Raw genomic sequence first — 17,298 nt, 5'->3', positions numbered from 1 at the left:
TAATCGTTTTCTGCCGTCAGCACAAAATCCCGGTGGCTTTGCGCGCTGCTCGCTGGCGCAAAAAGTCCCCGGAGCACAAAAAAAGCGCCCGGGAGAGTGCCCGGGCGCCTGTTGATTATCTTCTTGTTAAACGTGATTAGATCTTCCGCAGCAGGTTGTTGATCGAGCAGGCGTCAACCAGCTTGGCCTTCAATTCGGCAATCTTCACGCGCTCTTGTTTCATGGTGTCACGATCGCGAATGGTGACGGTATCGTCTTCCAACGTTTGGTGATCGACCGTAACACAATACGGTGTACCGATCGCGTCCTGTCTTCTGTAACGTTTACCGATGGCGTCTTTTTCTTCGTAGAAGCAGCGCAGGTCGTACTTCAGGTCGTTCATGATCGCGCCTGCTTTTTCGGGCAGGCCGTCTTTCTTCATCAACGGCAGAATGGCCACTTTGTGCGGGGCCAGCGGTGCGGGTATACGCAGCACCACACGCTCGCTGCCGTCTTCCAGTTTTTCCTCCACATACGATTTGGAGAGTACCGACAGGAACATCCGGTCAAGACCCACCGACGTCTCTACCACATAGGGAATAAAGTTTTGGTTATCTTCGGTATCGAAGTACTGCAGCTTTTTGCCGGAATGTTTTTCGTGTGCTTTCAGGTCGAAGTCGGTACGTGAGTGTATACCTTCCAGCTCGCGGAAGCCCATCGGGAAGTTGAATTGAATGTCGCACGCCGCGTTCGCATAGTGCGCCAGGTTGAGGTGGTCGTGGTAGCGATAGTTCTCGCTGCCCAAACCGAGGGTCTGGTGCCACTTCATCCGCTTTTCTTTCCAGTACTCGTACCACTTCATCTCTTCGCCCGGCTTCACAAAGAACTGCATCTCCATTTGCTCAAACTCGCGCATACGGAAAATGAACTGGCGGGCAACGATCTCGTTACGGAAGGCCTTACCGATCTGCGCTATACCAAAGGGTATCTTCATCCGGCCGGTCTTCTGCACGTTCAGAAAGTTCACAAAGATACCCTGGGCCGTTTCGGGACGCAGGTAAATCTTATTGGCATCATCGGCCAGCGATCCGATCTCCGTCGAGAACATCAGGTTGAACTGGCGCACGTCGGTCCAGTTCTTTGTGCCGGAGATAGGATCGGCAATTTCCAGGTCCTCGATCAGCTGCTTCATAGCGGCCATGTCGCCATTGCCCATGGCGTCTTTCAGCCGGGCGTTGATATCATCAATCTTCTTTTGATACTCTACGACGCGGGCGTTTGTGGTCACAAACATGGCCCGGTCAAAATTCTCAAAGCGCTTGGCGGCCTTTTCAACTTCCTTCTCAATCTTCTCTTCCAGCTTCTCGATCACACCTTCGATCAACTGGTCCGCGCGGTAACGCTTCTTCGAGTCGCGGTTGTCGATCATCGGGTCGTTAAAGGCATCGACGTGGCCAGACGCCTTCCAGGTGGTGGGATGCATGAAGATGGCGGCGTCAATGCCCACGATGTTGTCGTGCAGCAGCGTCATGAACTTCCACCAATATTCCTTGATATTATTTTTCAGCTCGGCGCCGTTTTGACCGTAGTCGTATACGGCGCTCAGCCCGTCATAAATTTCACTGGAGGGAAATACAAACCCATACTCCTTGGCATGGGCAATCACGTTCTTGAAAAGGTTGTCTTCATTCGCCATAGCGGGCAAAGATAATATTACTCCACAGTCTGCGGCGTACAGGCTGTGGGAATTTGTTAAAAGCCCGGTCTGAAAAAGGAATCCTTCCGGTCGTTAGGAGCCGGTTTTCCCGAAAAAGGTAAGCGGCGGTTAACGCTTCGGCAACTTTACGGTAAAGATCGACCCTTTGCCCGGCGCCGATTCCAGATGAATCGAACCCGACAGCTTGACGAGGGCCTCCTTTACAATATATAAGCCGAGGCCCGAGCCTTTCGATTGCTCGTTACCACGATAGAACATGTCGTAAATACGGGTGTGATACTCCGGTGCAATGCCCTGGCCGTTATCTTCCACCCGCAGGTAAAACACCTTGCCGTTCATCTGGTGCTGCAGCCTGATAAACCGCTCGGCCTTGGCCAGGTCGTGGTACCGTATGGCATTGGAAATCAGGTTGCCCATGATCACACGCAGACGGTTCTTATCCGACTCCACGATGGCATCTTGGGGTATCTCCACCTGGAAGTTAATGCGTTCGGCTTCGGGTGCAAACTTCAGGCTGTCCCAGATCTCGTGGGCCATCTCCGACAGGTTCACCTTCTCCCGCACAATCTCCAGCCGGTTGTTGCGGGAATAATCGGTAATATCCCGGATAAATTTATCCAGTGAATGCACCCGTTCCTTCATCATGGACAGGTACCGTTTAACGTCTTGCGGATTTTCCGTGCGGTCGGCAATGTTAATCAGTCCCAGCACGGAGCTAAGCGGCGCGCGCAGGTCGTGGGAGGTGCTGTAGACAAAGCGGTCCAGCTCGGAGTTGGTCTTGGTGAGCATCTCGTTGCTTTGCACCAGCTGGATGGCGTTATAATGATTCAGGCTGATGAGCAGGTACACGCCCATGGTCGTGGCCGGCAGCGCGACCGTGAAGTTCACCACGACATGGAAAAGCAACATCTCTTCCGTGTACGCGCGCTTCGGCATGATGCTGAAGTCAATAAAATAGGCCAGCGCAAAAAGTATATACGTGAACACCGCAAACAAGATTGACACCAACCGCTCTTTATAATTAAAAACCGCAAAGGCAGCGACAGCCACGACAATAAAAAACATAAACGCTCCGGTATTGGGCGATTCGCTTGCAGAAAACAGGTATACCGTAATGTTTAAGGTAGGCAGCATGAAGTAGTTAGCCAGGCCGTGGTCACCCTGGCGATGTATAAAGACGGAGAGTGCCAGAAAAAATATCGACGTGGCAAACACCGGGATCGATACGTAGTTCCCCGACGAAAAGTCGAACAGCATATACACCAGGCATAACAAGATACCGATCAACGCGAAGTGCCCCGACAGCATGACCTGCTTGTACTCCCCCCACGACTCAATATATCGATCTTCCCCGATGATGATGTTCCGTACTCTCTTCTTCAGCGACATACCCACAGTAATATTTTGCCTCTGGCAAAAGTAGGCGGATGGCACGGGGTAGATTTTAGATTTCTCGGGTGGCTGGTAGCCATGCAAGTTTTTTAGTGGAAATTCACAGTTTGGGAAAATTGCACCTCAACAAAGCAATCAAGGTAAAACGGACAACCTATAGTTATTCAGGGATAATGCGGGCGCTTATCCCGTTGACTGGAAGGTTACCCTGTGGCAGCCCACCACACACGAGTTGCACACCGACCGTACTTTCTGCCGGCATATAGCTCGTTTCCTGGTATCAAAAGCACTATTTCAATAAAAATGCACAACCCTATACGGTGGTTGCGAAAATTGCGTTGTTCCGTGTCGTTAGAAAAACGCCAGGGCGCAATTCGATCTCGAAACCGGGGGCACTGGAATTCCGGGTAATATCGACCTTATGCCGATTAGGATCTGGCTTGAACTCCCCACCCTGCTTGCTCAAGCTGCTACTTTTTATATACCTTCACTGATTACCAAACCTATTTACGTGTATGAGACGGTATTTACCTCTATTGGCCATCATTTTATGGGGCGCGTGTTCCAATCCGCAACAAGACGCCCAAAAGTTCATCGATCAGTATACCAAAACCTATGTGGAACGGTATACCGCCTCCTCCCAGGCAGCCTGGAAAACCAACATCGAGATTAAAGAAGGCGATACGGTCAATGCCTATAATTCGCGCGTGGCCGATGAAGCCCTCGCCTCTTTCACCGGCAGTGTGGAGAACATCGGGCAGGCCCAGAAATTCCTGGCGCAGAAGGACAAGCTCACACACCTGCAAATCCGCCAGCTGGAGATTATACTGTATAAAGCCGGCAGCGACCCGCAAACCGTAAGCGGCGTGGTGAAGGAAAAGATCCGTGCCTCGGTAGCCCAAACCGAAAAGCTCTTTGGGTTTGCGTATACCCTGGACGGTAAACCCGTGTCGACCAACGACATCGACAACATCCTCAAAACCGAAAACGACGAGCAGAAACGCCTGGCGGCCTGGAACGCCAGCAAGGAGGTGGGCAAAGTACTGAAGCCCGGCCTGGTAAACTTGCGCCGGTTGCGCAACGAAACCGTGCAGGCGCTGAAGTATCCCGATTTCTTTTCATACCAGGTATCGGACTATGGTCTTTCCACGCCCGACATGATGGAGCTCATGAAGCGCCTTAACCAGGAGCTGCGCCCACTGTTCCGCGAACTGCACACCTACGCCCGCTATACCCTGGCCAAAAAGTACGGCGCCAAAGAAGTACCCGACTACCTGCCGGCACACTGGCTGCCCAACCGTTGGGGCCAGGACTGGAGCGCCATGCTGGATGTTAAAGGGCTGAACGTCGACAGCGTGCTGGCGACAAAAACACCACAGTGGATTGTACAGGAAGGCGAAGCCTTCTATAAAAGCCTGGGCTTCGATGCCCTACCGGCGTCGTTCTGGGAGAAGTCCAGCTTATACCCCTATCCATCCGATTCGGTGGTCAAGAAAAATAACCACGCTTCTGCCTGGCACGTCGATCTGAACAACGACCTACGCAGCCTCATGAGCATCGAGACCAACGCCGAGTGGTTTGAAACATCCAACCATGAGCTGGGCCACATTTATTATTATCAAAGTTATACCACCCCCGAAATACCCCCGCTGCTGCGCGAGGGTGCCAACCGCGCGTTTCACGAAGCCATCGGCAGCATGATGGGCATGGCGGCCATGCAGAAGCCTTACCTTGTCGGCCGCGGATTGATCGCTCCGGGCGCCAAAACCGACTCCATTCAGATCCTGTTAAAGGAGGCACTCAACTTTGCCGTCTTCATTCCGTTCGCCGCCGGCACCATGAGCGAGTTTGAAAAGGCATTGTACGCCGATAACCTGCCCGAAAGCGAGTTCAATAAAAAGTGGTGGGAGCTGACAAAACAATATCAAGGCATTGTGCCACCCTCCGATCGCGAAGAGACCTACTGCGACGCCGCTACCAAAACACACATCAACGACGATGCCGCACAGTATTATGACTATGCGTTGTCGTATGTCATTTTGTTCCAGCTGCACCAGCACATCGCCGAAAAGATCCTGCACCAGGATGCCCGCGCCACCAATTACTTTGGCAATCAATCGACCGGTGAGTTCCTAAAGAAAATCATGGCGTCCGGCGCCTCTAAAAACTGGCGCGACGTATTGAAAGAAGCTACCGGTGAAGACATGAACGCAACGGCCATGGTACGCTACTTCGAGCCGCTCATGCAATGGCTCAAGACCGAAAACCAGGGTCGGAAGTATACACTGCCCGAGCAACTATAGCCGGCTAACTGTGATACCGATCAACGATATGCTGACTCACGATCTTATACACCTCCGCCAACGACGGATCGGTCTGCAAAAAGATCATATGGTTGTCTAAGATCTCAAAGTCACCACGCTTAGCCGGTCCGGTCTGCGCATTCTCGGGGCCGATGCTTAAGCTCTTATTAATAGTCTCGGCAATGAGTGGCTTCAGCCAGTCAAAGCTGAGACTATTATCTTTCATAACCTCCTGCGCCAGCAGCAACATATGGTTGGTGAAGTTCGATGCAAACACCGCCGCCACATGCAAAGCCTTCCGGTCGTGCGACGTAATCTTCACAGCATCACGGCCCAGTGCCTTCGCCATCTTTTGCAGTACCTTTTCGGTCTCCTTGTTATCGCTTTCTATAAAGAGCGGTATGTCCTTAAAATCCACCTTCTTGGATTTAGAAAAGGTCTGCAGGGGATAAAATACACCGATGTTTGGCGTGGCCGCAAAGCCTAACACGCTCAGCGGCCTGCTACCGGATGTGTGCACCAGAATCGCATCGGCCGGCAGGATGATCTCTTGCACAATATCTTCTATAACATCGTCGGTCACCGCCAGGATAAAGATGCGCGATGTGCTGGTGGAAAAATCCAGCGACGCCTTCACCTGGCCCTCGTATAGTTTTTCCACCAGGGCGGCGGCGTGAACCGGGTTCCGGCTATATACCTCGCGGACGGCAAAGTCCGTGTTGTCCAGGGCCGGCGCCAAATGCCACGCCAGGTTGCCCGAACCGATGATCGATACCTGCATACTTGTTACGTTTCAATTGTAAAAATGCCCTTTTTCCGGGAAAAACCGCATTCCGTTAGCAGAACCATCCATGAACAATAAAAGGACAAAATTATCCTTTATTCCTCAACCTATTGTATCTTTGCCCCGTTCAACGTCATACCAACCACTAAACGGCATGTTCTCAAAGGCTTGTGAATACGGCATACGTGCGATGATCTACATTGCCCAGCAATCGCGGCAGGGGGAGCGTGTCGGGTTGAAAGACGTCGCACAGGGCATTGACTCGCCCGAGGCGTTTATGGCCAAAATCCTGCAGGCGCTTAGCCGGCAAGGTTTGGTGCAATCGGTCAAAGGTCCCAATGGCGGCTTTTATATGGACGCCCCGGGCCTGAAAGTAACGTTGGCCGAAGTGGTATTGGCAATCGACGGTGATCAACTTTTTACTGGTTGTGGTCTCGGCTTGCCGGAGTGTAACGAGAAAAAACCCTGCCCTATACACGATGAGTTTAAGCTCATCCGCAATAAGATCAAATCACTTTTAGAAACTACCCAGGTGGGCGAGTTCAATGAGCTCCTGGAAAAAGGAGTTCTCCACCTGAAGCGCGTCTAAAAAAATTTACTCAAATAAAGGACAAAAATGTCTTAATATATACGGTTATGAGACCTGCACGAACGCTTCTTACCTACATTCTCTTGCTCACGATTCCCGCGTTGCCGCTGGCAGGCTACGCGCAGCCCGTGGCAGAACAAAGTGCCCCCTTGTTAGCACAGCCCGGCATTCTCATTACACTGGTGCTGATTCTTATCCCGCTGCTGGCCGCATTCATCTTTATGATATGGCAGGTACGCAGAACGTTGCTCCGTCTGCAGTGGCAGAAGCAACCCACCACGCAAGCCGACCAGCTTGAATACCTGGAGGGAGAGGCCATCAATGCCGCCCGCCTGCAGCGCAAGCCCACCCTGGTATATCAACTTAGCGGCCGCGAACTGGCGGGTGCCAACACCCCGGACGACAGCCGGGGCATCATTCAACAGGCCAGCAACGAACATGTTATACCGTTTGTAGCCGAAAAGAAAAAAGCACAGTCCAGACCGGCGGTCGACCCGAAGCTCACACGCCTCATTCTATGGTACCTGGGCTCCGCCACGTGCTGGCTGGTGATTGGTACAACGGTGGGCGAGTACCTTGGCATCAAGTTCGTATCGCCCGATGCCGACACTGTGCCGTGGCTGAGCTTTGGGCGCCTTCGCCCCGTACACACCAACGCGGTGTTCTGGGGCTGGTCGACACTCGCCATGCTCGGCCTGGGATACTATGTTGTGCCAAAGGTTAGTAATACCGCAATCGCCAGTATACGCCAGGGCTGGCAAACACTCATCCTCGTGAATGCCGCGGTAGCGCTCGGCAGCCTTTGCCTGATGAATGGCATCAACAACGCCGGCGGCGAATACCGCGAGTACGTGTGGCCGGTGATGGCGCTCTTTGGCCTGGGACTGATCATTACGCTTATCAACTTTCTTCGCACGGTAGCCCGCCGTACCACAACAGAAATATATATCTCGAACTGGTACATCCTCTCGGCCATCATCTTTGTATTGGTAATCACCGTCATTGCCTATTGGCCTACGTGGCAAAACGGCCTGGGCGAGACCATCGTGCAGGGGTATTATATGCACCAGGGCGTAGGCATGTGGTTCATGCTCTTCAACCTGGGCCTCGTGTATTACTTCCTGCCACAACAGCTAAACAAACCGATATACTCCTACAGTCTCGGCATCCTGGCTTTCTGGGCACAGATTCTTTTCTATACGCTTATCGGCACGCACCACTTTGTGTTCAGCTCCATACCCTGGTGGTTGCAAACGGTGGCTATTGTAGGAAGCATGGGCATGTTGATACCGGTCATTGCCGGCACGACCAACTTCTTCATGACCTTAAAAGGTGGCTGGAACAAGATTGCCAGCAGCTATACGCTGCCGTTCTATGTCACGGGCATCATCTTCTACTTTACCGGTTCCTTGCAGGGAACGGCCGAAGCCTTTCGGTTTACCAACCTGCTGTGGCACTTTACAGACTTTACCGTGGCCCACTCACACTTGACGATGTATGGCATCATTGCCTTCTTACTGTGGGCCAGCATCTATGCTTTGGTGCCACGCCTCACCGGCCACGAGCCTCCGCAGTGGCTGGTGGGCGCACACTTCTGGCTGGCATTCCTGGGGATGATGTTTTATACTATTCCGCTCATGATCGGCGGTACGCTGCGCGGCCTGATGTGGATGGAAGGTAAACCCTTCATCGAAAGTGTTGTGCTCATGGCCCCTTACTGGCTGTGGCGCGCCATTGGCGGCTCGCTGATGTGGCTGTCGCATTTGCTCTTTGCCTATAATTTTTATCGCATGGTGGTGGGCGTACGCGCGGCCCACCCGGCGGCAACGCCTGTACGCGAAGCGCTGGCTTAATCATCTGACCAATATGAATCTCTTTCGTAATAACACATACTTATATACCACAGCCTTCCTGTTCTTTGTAGGCTTGTCGCTTGTCGTCGTGATACTTCCGGCGCTGTATAACCAGAAGAACAACGCGCCGCTGCCCGGCACCGAGCCCTTGCGTGAAGACGCACTGGCGGGCAAGCATGTCTTTATTGCCAATGGCTGCGTGGCCTGCCACTCCCAACAAGTGCGCAACGTTGCTATGGACAACGTCTGGGGCCCGCGTCCGAACGTCGCCGCCGACTATGCCCACAACACACGCATGCATTGGTGGATGAACACGGCCACCCTCATGGGCACCGAGCGCACCGGCCCCGACCTGACCAACATCGGCACCCGGTTGCCCAGTGTCGACTGGCACCTGTTGCACCTGTACAATCCCCGCGCGGTCGTAGAAGAATCGATTATGCCCGCCTATCCGTGGATGTTCAAGGTCACCACGCACGTAGAAGAAGGCGACAAAGTGGTAAACGTACCGACTGAGTTTCTGCGCGGCCAGGAGGGCACTGTCGTGGCCACACGCGAAGCGCTGCAACTGGTTGCCTACCTGCAGTCGCTGCAACAAGCGCCGCTGCCCGATGGTACGGTTACACCTGCCTTCCTGTATAAATCACAAGCACCTGCCGCCACGGCGCAAACCACTACCACCGACGCAGCACCCGCCGAAGCCGTCGTAGATGGCGCCGCGATCTATGCCGCGAATTGCCAGGCCTGCCATCAGGCCACCGGCACCGGACTCAAAGGCGCCTTCCCACCGCTGAAGGGAAGCGCCATAGTCCAAAACGACAATCCGGAAGTATTGATCGACATCATCCTGCAGGGGTATAACGCCCGCGAAGAATATGGTGAGATGCCGGCCATCGGCACGATCAATCATCTCAAACCCGAAGAAATCACGGCCATCATCAACCACGAGCGCACGAGCTGGGGGAACAGCGCACGCGAGGTGTCGGTGGCCGAAGTCAAAGACATCATCGCGATGCTGGAATCAAAAAAGAATAATCCATAAGAACATGAAGAGAATCATCATAACCCTGCTGGCAGTAGTACTATACAGTGCCTCCTTCGCCTGCGATGTGTGTAAGAAACAACAACCCAAAGTGCTGCGCGGCATTACGCACGGCGCGGGTCCGCAAAGCAACTGGGACTATGTCATTGTCATCACAATCGCCGTCGTGGTGCTGGTTACACTTTTTTACTCCATCAAGTGGCTGATCAGACCCGGCGAGAAACAGGCAGACCATATCAAGCATAGCATCTTTACACAGGAATCTGTATGAGCGAAAAAAGCAAAGTGCGTCTCTTCCTGGACGACGAGACGGTTCCGCTGGGTGACTTTTACACGCCCATTCATTTTGAGCTCGACACGCGCCGGCTCGTAGACGGCGAACACGTGCTCAAGATCGTAGGGCAGGATCCTTCCGGCAAGGAAGGTCTCCGTACCATACCATTCACCGTTCGCAACGGTCCCGCCATTAGCATCGAAGGCCTCAAGGCGCATGATGTCGTAGACGGTGTGCTGCCGCTCATGATCAATGCCTACGGCAAAGGCGACCAGCACAAGTTCCTTATCGAAGGAAGCGAAACACCCCGCAGCGCGTCGGCGTGGATCTGGGCTGCCATGATCCTGTTTGCCGGCTGGGCCGCCTACTATTTTATTACATCACTACAAGTTGCGTTATGACAAGCACCACAAAGAAAGACATTGAGAATATCGACGACATCAAATATCTCGTCGATACCTTTTATGATAAAATACGGGTTGACTCATTGTTGGGGCCGGTTTTCCAGGCGCGTATACACGACTGGCAACCACACCTCGAGATCATGTACCGCTTTTGGAATGCAGCGTTGTTTGGCGTGCGTGGGTATGTAGGAAATCCTTTTGCCAGGCACGCGGCACTTCCTTTAGAGGCCGAGCACTTTGAACAATGGATCAACTTGTTCTACGCTACCATCGACGACCGGTTCGAAGGACTGATTGCCGACGAAGCCAAACGCCGCGCCATGATCATGGCACATACCTTCTATGGCCGCATCCATGCCGGCAAAGAGAAGGCCTTGCACGACCTACCCGCCATCCGCAAAGCACCATGAGAAAAGAAGTAGCATACGGTAAGATTGCCATTCCCTTTATCTGGGTGGGCTGTGTCGGCGCCATCAGCTTCCTGGAAGCCTGGCTTAAATTCACAGCGCCCGGCGTCACGCTGACGATCGGACTCAGCATCGGCAAAGTAGTATTTGCCGCGTTAAACAAAGTAGAATTGACGTTCGCCGTGCTGCTTGCCCTTCCCTGGCTTTTTAAAAGAAAGATAGATTGGGGTACCGAGGTATTTTACCTCGTGGCGCTGGCCATCCTGATATTACAGAGCGTTTGGCTTCTACCCTTGTTATCCTCGCACATTGACATATACCTTGCCGGTAAACTACCACCACCTTCCAACGCGCATATCAACTTTGTCGTGCTGGAAGCCGTCAAGCTCATTTCACTTTTATTATACGGATTTAAATTATTAGCCACATGGAAACTCTAACAACCCTCACCCTGGGTGAGATCGTCAAAAAACAATTCCGCGCTGCCGAAGTATTTGAAAAATTCGGACTGGACTTTTGTTGTATGGGCAGCCAAACGCTGGCAGAGGCCTGCCAGGCCAGCCAACGCGACCCCGCCGAAGTAACCGCGGCCCTGCAGGCGCTGGAAGCCGAAGGCAGCGACGGCATAAACTTCGACACCTGGCCCCTCGACTTGCTCGCCGACTATATTTACCAACGCCACCACCACTACGTAGAAGAGAAAACACCCATCATCCAGGGCTACCTCGACAAAATCTGCGCTGTACACGGCGATCGCCATCCCGAGCTGCACGAGATTCGTCGCATCTTTCAGGAAACATCCGGCACACTGGCTGTACACATGAAAAAAGAGGAGCTGATGTTGTTCCCCTATATCAAGCGCCTGGCAAAAGCCGGCGAAAATCACGACCTGTCAGCTCCCCCATCTTTGGCAGCGTCAGCAATCCCATCCATGCTATGAAAGACGACCACCTCGACGAAGGACAACAACTTCAGAAAATGGCCGCCCTTAGCAACGACTACACGCCACCCGCCGATGCCTGCTCTACCTATACCGTTACGTACAAAATGCTAAAGGACTACGAAAAGGATATGCACCTGCACATTCACCTGGAAAACAACATTCTGTTCGCGAAAGCCGTTCAACTTGAAGCTGCCCTGAACGGGCCGGGCGCAGCCTGATCCACCACCATGCCAGCGCGTCAAGCCGATATCGCCGTCACCATCGTGTACGAGGGACGTGAACACGTTCTTCGTACCTATACACACGAATACCGCAGCCTGATGGCATTGATCTACGACAAACTATACGTTGTAAACTTCGGCGACTGCAAAGGCATTGGCCGTTGCGGCACCTGCCACGTACGCTTGCCGGAATATGCCGAAGAGACATTACTGGTACGCGCGGGCAATGAGCCCAACACCTTGGGTAAAATGACGGGCGTATTACCCACCAGCCGGTTGTCATGTCACATACCGATCGACGAACGCCTCCACGGATTACGGGTGGAAATTATGCAGGGCGAAGAACCCGGACTATATTGATACTCGTGCTCAGGGCTTCACGGCCATTACGATCCGGTCTTTGCCCGGTATATCCCGTACTGTCTTCATGTTGCTAAACCCGGCTACGCCGAAGGCATCCTCCACATCGGCAGCATAGCGCTCGTTAATCTCAACCGCCAGAAGGCCTTTTGACAGCAATGTCGGGAACGCGCGGGCGGCAATGGCACGGTAAAACAACAGCGGGTCGTCGTCCGGCACAAACAACGCCAGGTGGGGTTCGTAATCCAGTACATTGGCGTGCATGGCTGTCTGCTCACACGTTGTGATATAAGGGGGGTTACTGACAACCGCACTCAGTTTTGTAAAGGGTAGCGGCGCTGTTAAAATATCGTGTAGCAGGAAGGATACAGATGCCCGTAGAGTATTCGCGTTTTGTGCGGCAACCTGAAGCGCTGCCGGGCTTATGTCGGTAGCATATACCTTTGCCGGGCGCAGCTCCAGGGCCAGGGTGGTGGCGATGCAGCCGCTGCCGGTACCAATGTCCAGGATGGATAAAGAGTCCGACTCACCCGGCAGGGGGTGATGCACTACGGCTTGTACCAGCTCTTCGGTCTCAGGGCGTGGAATCAGCACCGCGTTGCTCACCGCGAACTTGCGTCCGAAAAAATAGGCTTCTCCCAACACATATTGCACCGGCTCATGGCGGTTGATGCGCGCCGCGATTTCTTCCAGCCGGTCCTCTTCCGCCGGCGTGGGGGTAATTTCTTTACCCATGACCATTTCGGTGCGCGAGAGGTGGAACAGGTGTTCAAACACCTGGTATGCAATGCCCTGAATCTCGTCCGGATCGTCGCGCAGGGTGATGCGGCGTACGAAATCGTGAAGCATTGTTTTGGAATTCGTCATGGGCTGGCAATCTTTGCAAGTATAATCAATGGAAAAGCACGATCACTCGCACGATGAGTTTTTTATGCGGCGCGCACTGGAGCTCGCCACATTGGGTCGCGGTCATGTAAGCCCCAACCCCCTGGTAGGGTGTGTGATCGTACGCGACGGCCAGATCATCAGCGAAGGGTGGCACCATCAATACGGCGGCCCTCACGCCGAAGTAGATGCTGTACAAAACCTGGCGGACAAAAACCTGGTCGCCGGCAGCACGGTATATGTCAACCTCGAGCCCTGCTCGCACGTTGGTAAAACACCACCTTGTGCCGACATGCTGGTCGCCCATCGCCCGGCCAAAGTTGTCGTGGCCAACCTCGACTCGAATCCCCTGGTGGCGGGCAACGGCATCAAAAAATTACGCGCGGCGGGCATTGAAGTCATTACCGGTATACTTGAAAAAGAAGGGCGGCTACTGAACCAACGTTTCTTTACCGCGATGGAAAAGGGACGGCCGTATATCATACTCAAGTGGGCTCAGACCGCCGACGGATTTATTGCCCGGCAGAACCACGACTCCAAGTGGATCAGCAATGTATACGCGCGGCAGATGGTACATCGCTGGCGCACGGAAGAAGATGCTTTTATGATAGGCGGCCGCACCGCTGCACACGACAACCCACAGCTGAACGTACGCGACTGGACCGGACGCAATCCCGTGCGTGTGGTCATAGACCGTTATCTGCGCTTACCCAACACCTTGCACTTGTTTGACGGCGCACAACGTACGCTGTGTTACAACGTGCTGAAACACGAAGAGCGTCCGAACATCTCGTTCGTCCGTCTGGATGAAAACGATTTCCTGTTAAACCTGCTGCACGACCTGCTCCGGCAAAAGATCCAGTCGGTGGTAGTAGAAGGTGGTACCACCATTCTTCAACTATTCATCGAACGTGCACTCTGGGACGAGGCCCGTGTCTTTACCTCCTCCCAACGTTTTGGTAAAGGCGTTAGCGCGCCCGTGTTGAACGGTACGCTAACGGAACAGGTACCCGTTGCTACCGATCTGTTGCAACGGTTCCGGCCACTGCCGGTGTAGCGCAGTGCTCAAAGAAATTCAGGATTAACGGATTGGGCACTGCCGGCGTAGACTCCAGCGGAGGTTGAAACAAGGTGCCTTCAAAGAAACGGTGGCCTTTTAATTCTACACCGCGCACGGCACCGCTTTCAGAAAACGCTGTAAAGACAAAAGGATATTGATTGAGCCTGTCGGTATAGGCAGGGTTTACCCCATACGCGCAGTTAAAGAAGCCTGTCATCACGTCGCGTTGTAATACGCGGTATAACCAGGACTGTTTGTCCGTAATCCGAACCTCCTCTTGTTGACCCTTCAGCGAGCAGCTCAGCTTAGCAACAACAAGCTGCGGCTGGGTGGGATCGCTTTCTTCATGCGCTGCGTCCGGCATGCCGAGCACGTTTCGCGCATACTCGACGACCATATATTGAAAACCACCGCAGGTGCCCAGCAACGGAACGTTTTGCTCCCGTGCCCAGCGAATGACTTCGTAGACCGCTTCGTCGTCTGCATAGGGTGAGCCGGGCGTAATCCACAGGCCGTCATAGTCGCGCGACAATACGATTGGATCGGGAATAGCGGTTGTGGGGATCCAAGTAGTTTTTACAGGAAACTGTAATTTTTCACGGCAATGCCCGACACATGTATTTAGCGCCAGGTGTGTGTGCTTCTTTTCGTTGAAGTCACCGATCAGGGCAATATGGATGGGTTTCATGGGGATGTTTTGGATAAAAATAATATTTCCTGCTATAGGCGTAAACGTCGGGTGCCCGGAAAACGTTAACCTTGCACCCTGGAACATTCTATCAAAATAACAGTTTAGCAGGCATGGCAGAAGAGCTTATCATTTCCACCTCTACCGACAAAGAAGAACGGTATAAAACACTGGTTCCCCAAATCGAAGCGCTCGTAACGGGCGAGCCCGACCTGGTCGCCAATCTTTCCAACATCGCCGCGGCGCTGCGGCAATCGATGGAGTTCTTTTGGGTAGGCTTTTACCTCGTCAAACAAAATCAATTGGTGCTCGGCCCTTTCCAGGGTCCGATCGCCTGTACCCGCATCGACTTTGGCAAGGGTGTATGTGGCACTTCCTGGAAAGAACAAAAGACTATTCTCGTACCCGACGTAGAGGCTTTCCCGGGGCACATCGCGTGCAGCTCAGCTTCACGATCGGAGATTGTATTACCTGCCTTTCAGAATAGCGAAGTGGCCCTCGTGCTGGATGTAGACAGCGACAAGCCGGCCGACTTCGACGCCGTTGACCAGCAATACCTGGAAAAGATCATGCGTATCATCGAGGGTCTTCTGTAATCTGTGCCTGTATGACATCTGCTGAACTCAACACCTTTTATACCCAACGACACGCCGCCTTTACGGCGACGCTGGCGACCCTTCGTAAGAAGATCAACAACGTTTCGAATATACGCCTGACCACCGCCGTGGTGTTCCTGATCGTGCTGTATATTGGCCTGGCAAAAGACAACCTATACCTCTATGGTGCGTTGGCGTTGCTGGCTGCGTTCATCGCGCTTGTGAAATATCACGCGCAGCTGTTCGACCAGCGCGTGCACCTGGAAAACCTGGTACGCTTAAACGAAGGTGAACGTAAGTCGCTGACCGGAGAGCACGATGCGTTTCCGTCGGGCATCGAGTTCACAGACCCGCATCATCCCTATACCCACGACCTCGACATCTTTGGCGAAGGCTCGTTGTTCCAGGCTGTCAATCGCTGCAACACGCTGAGCGGTAAGAAAAAATTTGCCCACCGGTTGGCGCATCCATTACCCTCGGCACCCGATATCGTAGCCTACCAGCAGGCGGTGCAGGCGCTGGCCGGCGCCACCGATTTCCGCCAGCACTTCCAGGCGGCCGGTATGAGTGCCGACGAAAAAGCCGGCGATCGCGAGCAGCTGGAAACCTGGCTAAAGCAGCCTGCGTTTTTATATGGCAAAGCGTTTTACCGCTACGGGCTTATGATCATGCCCGCCGTTACCGTGCTGCTGGTCATCGCTTCGTTCTTTGTCGCACAGGCAAAGCCGTGGGCTATTTTGTTTGCCTTGTCACAATGGGCCTTTCTCGGTTTTCACCTCCGAAAGATCAATGCCTTTCACGACTATATCAGTCGCAAGAAAAATATACTCCGTAAATACGCGCGGTTGTTACACGAGATGCAGCGCGAGCGGTTCGAGGCGCCGCTGCTGCAACAGCTCACCCACCAGGCACACGAGGCCGATGTACACGTGCGCACCCTGGCAGCACGCGTCAGCGCACTCGACGCCCGGCTTAATGCCATGACCTCCCTCGTGATGAACAGCTTGTTCCTGTACGACCTGCGGTGTGTATACAAACTGGAGCAATGGAAAGCCCGGCATGCCGACCAGCTCATTCCCTGGTTGGAAGCCATCAGCGAAACCGAAGTGCTCTGCAGCCTCGGCACCTTTGCCTTTAATCATCCGGCATTCCGGTACGCCACCCTCCAGGAGAAGCTCGCCATTGAAGTGAAGGCCCTGGGGCATCCGTTGATCAGTACCGACGAACGCGTCGACAACGACCTGTCGGTGGGTGCGCAACAATCAGTATTGGTAATTACAGGGGCAAACATGGCGGGAAAAAGTACGTTTCTGCGCACGATCGGCATCAACCTGGTGCTGGCGTTGAACGGCGCACCGGTGTGTGCCGAAGAATTTCGTTGCCCGGTGATCGGCCTGCGCACGGGTATGCGTACAGCCGACTCATTAAAAGATCATCAATCGTATTTTTATGCCGAGCTGAACCGGCTCAAGACCATCATGGACGAATTGCGTCAGGACCGACCGTTGTTGATTTTGCTGGATGAGATTTTAAAAGGGACAAACTCGACCGACAAACAAGCGGGCTCGATCGCCCTGGTAAAACAACTGCTGCCCCACCCCTGCCTGGCGCTGATCGCTACACACGACCTAGCGCTGGGCGAGCTTGAGCAGGAGTATCCTGAGCAGGTAAAAAGCTATTGCTTTGAGGCCACAATTGAGAATGACCAGCTTTCGTTTGATTACAAACTAAAGCCGGGACTCGCGCAGAAAATGAATGCCACGTTCTTAATGAAGAAGATGGGGATAATCCCCGTCTGACC

At 53.5% G+C, this 17,298-nt stretch carries 19 protein-coding genes; 14 read left to right on the top strand and 5 right to left on the bottom strand.

From position 1 onward, the window contains the following. Positions 1-136: 136 nt before the first annotated feature. Positions 137-1,675, bottom strand: a complete 1,539-nt coding sequence (locus tag K7P01_RS14710) for a glycine--tRNA ligase (RefSeq protein WP_267294255.1) — start codon at positions 1,673-1,675, stop codon at positions 137-139. A gap of 129 nt (positions 1,676-1,804) precedes the next feature. Next, on the bottom strand, positions 1,805-3,085 hold the full coding sequence (locus K7P01_RS14705) for a sensor histidine kinase (RefSeq protein ID WP_267294253.1): 1,281 nt from the start codon (positions 3,083-3,085) through the stop codon (positions 1,805-1,807). 518 nt (positions 3,086-3,603) lie between these two features. On the opposite strand from K7P01_RS14705, the gene K7P01_RS14700 reads away from it, so the two are divergent. After that, complete coding sequence (locus tag K7P01_RS14700; protein WP_267294251.1) at positions 3,604-5,391, top strand: M2 family metallopeptidase; 1,788 nt, start codon at positions 3,604-3,606, stop codon at positions 5,389-5,391. Positions 5,392-5,395: 4 nt separating this feature from the next. On the opposite strand, the gene K7P01_RS14695 is transcribed toward K7P01_RS14700, so the two are convergent. Further along, positions 5,396-6,172 (bottom strand): Rossmann-like and DUF2520 domain-containing protein, encoded by a 777-nt coding sequence (locus tag K7P01_RS14695; RefSeq protein WP_267294248.1) that lies wholly within the window; start codon positions 6,170-6,172, stop codon positions 5,396-5,398. A 157-nt stretch (positions 6,173-6,329) separates the two neighbouring features. Between K7P01_RS14695 and K7P01_RS14690 the strand changes: the two genes are divergently transcribed. From K7P01_RS14690 to K7P01_RS14645, 10 genes are read left to right on the top strand one after another with little or no spacing between them, the layout of a single operon-like run. Continuing rightward, complete coding sequence (locus K7P01_RS14690; protein WP_267294246.1) at positions 6,330-6,764, top strand: RrF2 family transcriptional regulator; 435 nt, start codon at positions 6,330-6,332, stop codon at positions 6,762-6,764. A gap of 47 nt (positions 6,765-6,811) precedes the next feature. Then, positions 6,812-8,617: a cbb3-type cytochrome c oxidase subunit I gene (locus K7P01_RS14685; protein WP_267294244.1), complete on the top strand. Its 1,806-nt coding sequence runs from the start codon at positions 6,812-6,814 to the stop codon at positions 8,615-8,617. A gap of 13 nt (positions 8,618-8,630) precedes the next feature. Further along, the gene (locus K7P01_RS32250) at positions 8,631-9,659 is read left to right on the top strand and encodes a cytochrome c (RefSeq protein WP_267294242.1); all 1,029 of its coding nucleotides are present in this window, start codon (positions 8,631-8,633) and stop codon (positions 9,657-9,659) included. Between the two features lie 4 nt (positions 9,660-9,663). Continuing rightward, entirely contained in the window at positions 9,664-9,930 is a 267-nt protein-coding gene (locus K7P01_RS14675; RefSeq protein ID WP_267294240.1) for a hypothetical protein, read from the top strand. Beyond that, positions 9,927-10,334: a cytochrome C gene (locus K7P01_RS14670; protein ID WP_267294238.1), complete on the top strand. Its 408-nt coding sequence runs from the start codon at positions 9,927-9,929 to the stop codon at positions 10,332-10,334. Before K7P01_RS14675 ends, K7P01_RS14670 begins: the two co-directional genes overlap by 4 nt. After that, positions 10,331-10,747: a group III truncated hemoglobin gene (locus tag K7P01_RS14665; protein WP_267294236.1), complete on the top strand. Its 417-nt coding sequence runs from the start codon at positions 10,331-10,333 to the stop codon at positions 10,745-10,747. Before K7P01_RS14670 ends, K7P01_RS14665 begins: the two co-directional genes overlap by 4 nt. Continuing rightward, positions 10,744-11,184, top strand: coding sequence for a hypothetical protein (locus K7P01_RS14660; RefSeq protein WP_267294234.1), 441 nt, complete (start codon positions 10,744-10,746; stop codon positions 11,182-11,184). Before K7P01_RS14665 ends, K7P01_RS14660 begins: the two co-directional genes overlap by 4 nt. Next, positions 11,172-11,684: a DUF542 domain-containing protein gene (locus tag K7P01_RS14655; protein WP_267294232.1), complete on the top strand. Its 513-nt coding sequence runs from the start codon at positions 11,172-11,174 to the stop codon at positions 11,682-11,684. The genes K7P01_RS14660 and K7P01_RS14655 overlap by 13 nt, the downstream gene beginning before the upstream one ends. Beyond that, positions 11,681-11,905 (top strand): hemerythrin domain-containing protein, encoded by a 225-nt coding sequence (locus K7P01_RS14650; protein WP_267294230.1) that lies wholly within the window; start codon positions 11,681-11,683, stop codon positions 11,903-11,905. Before K7P01_RS14655 ends, K7P01_RS14650 begins: the two co-directional genes overlap by 4 nt. A 9-nt stretch (positions 11,906-11,914) precedes the next feature. Continuing rightward, the gene (locus K7P01_RS14645; RefSeq protein WP_267294228.1) at positions 11,915-12,268 is read left to right on the top strand and encodes a 2Fe-2S iron-sulfur cluster-binding family protein; all 354 of its coding nucleotides are present in this window, start codon (positions 11,915-11,917) and stop codon (positions 12,266-12,268) included. 9 nt (positions 12,269-12,277) lie between these two features. Here K7P01_RS14645 and prmC read toward each other — a convergent pair whose 3' ends face one another. Next, positions 12,278-13,117 carry a peptide chain release factor N(5)-glutamine methyltransferase gene (prmC, locus tag K7P01_RS14640; RefSeq protein WP_267294226.1) on the bottom strand — a complete coding sequence of 280 codons (840 nt, stop codon included), beginning with the start codon at positions 13,115-13,117 and terminating at the stop codon, positions 12,278-12,280. Positions 13,118-13,163: 46 nt separating this feature from the next. Between prmC and ribD the strand changes: the two genes are divergently transcribed. After that, positions 13,164-14,210, top strand: a complete 1,047-nt coding sequence (gene ribD / locus K7P01_RS14635) for a bifunctional diaminohydroxyphosphoribosylaminopyrimidine deaminase/5-amino-6-(5-phosphoribosylamino)uracil reductase RibD (protein WP_267294224.1) — start codon at positions 13,164-13,166, stop codon at positions 14,208-14,210. Here ribD and K7P01_RS14630 read toward each other — a convergent pair. Then, positions 14,170-14,901: a glutamine amidotransferase-related protein gene (locus tag K7P01_RS14630; RefSeq protein ID WP_267294222.1), complete on the bottom strand. Its 732-nt coding sequence runs from the start codon at positions 14,899-14,901 to the stop codon at positions 14,170-14,172. The genes ribD and K7P01_RS14630 overlap by 41 nt on opposite strands. 113 nt (positions 14,902-15,014) lie before the next feature. Between K7P01_RS14630 and K7P01_RS14625 the strand changes: the two genes are divergently transcribed. Both K7P01_RS14625 and K7P01_RS14620 read left to right on the top strand, forming a co-directional pair. Beyond that, a complete protein-coding gene (locus tag K7P01_RS14625) occupies positions 15,015-15,497 on the top strand; it encodes a GAF domain-containing protein (protein WP_267294220.1) in 483 nt (160 codons plus the stop codon). A gap of 11 nt (positions 15,498-15,508) precedes the next feature. Beyond that, a complete protein-coding gene (locus tag K7P01_RS14620; protein ID WP_267294218.1) occupies positions 15,509-17,296 on the top strand; it encodes a MutS-related protein in 1,788 nt (595 codons plus the stop codon). Positions 17,297-17,298: the final 2 nt, after the last annotated feature.

The sequence above is a fragment of the Parachryseolinea silvisoli genome, from assembly GCF_021190955.1.
Classification (GTDB): domain Bacteria; phylum Bacteroidota; class Bacteroidia; order Cytophagales; family Cyclobacteriaceae; genus Ohtaekwangia; species Ohtaekwangia silvisoli.
This window is presented reverse-complemented; position numbering and strand designations above follow the sequence as displayed.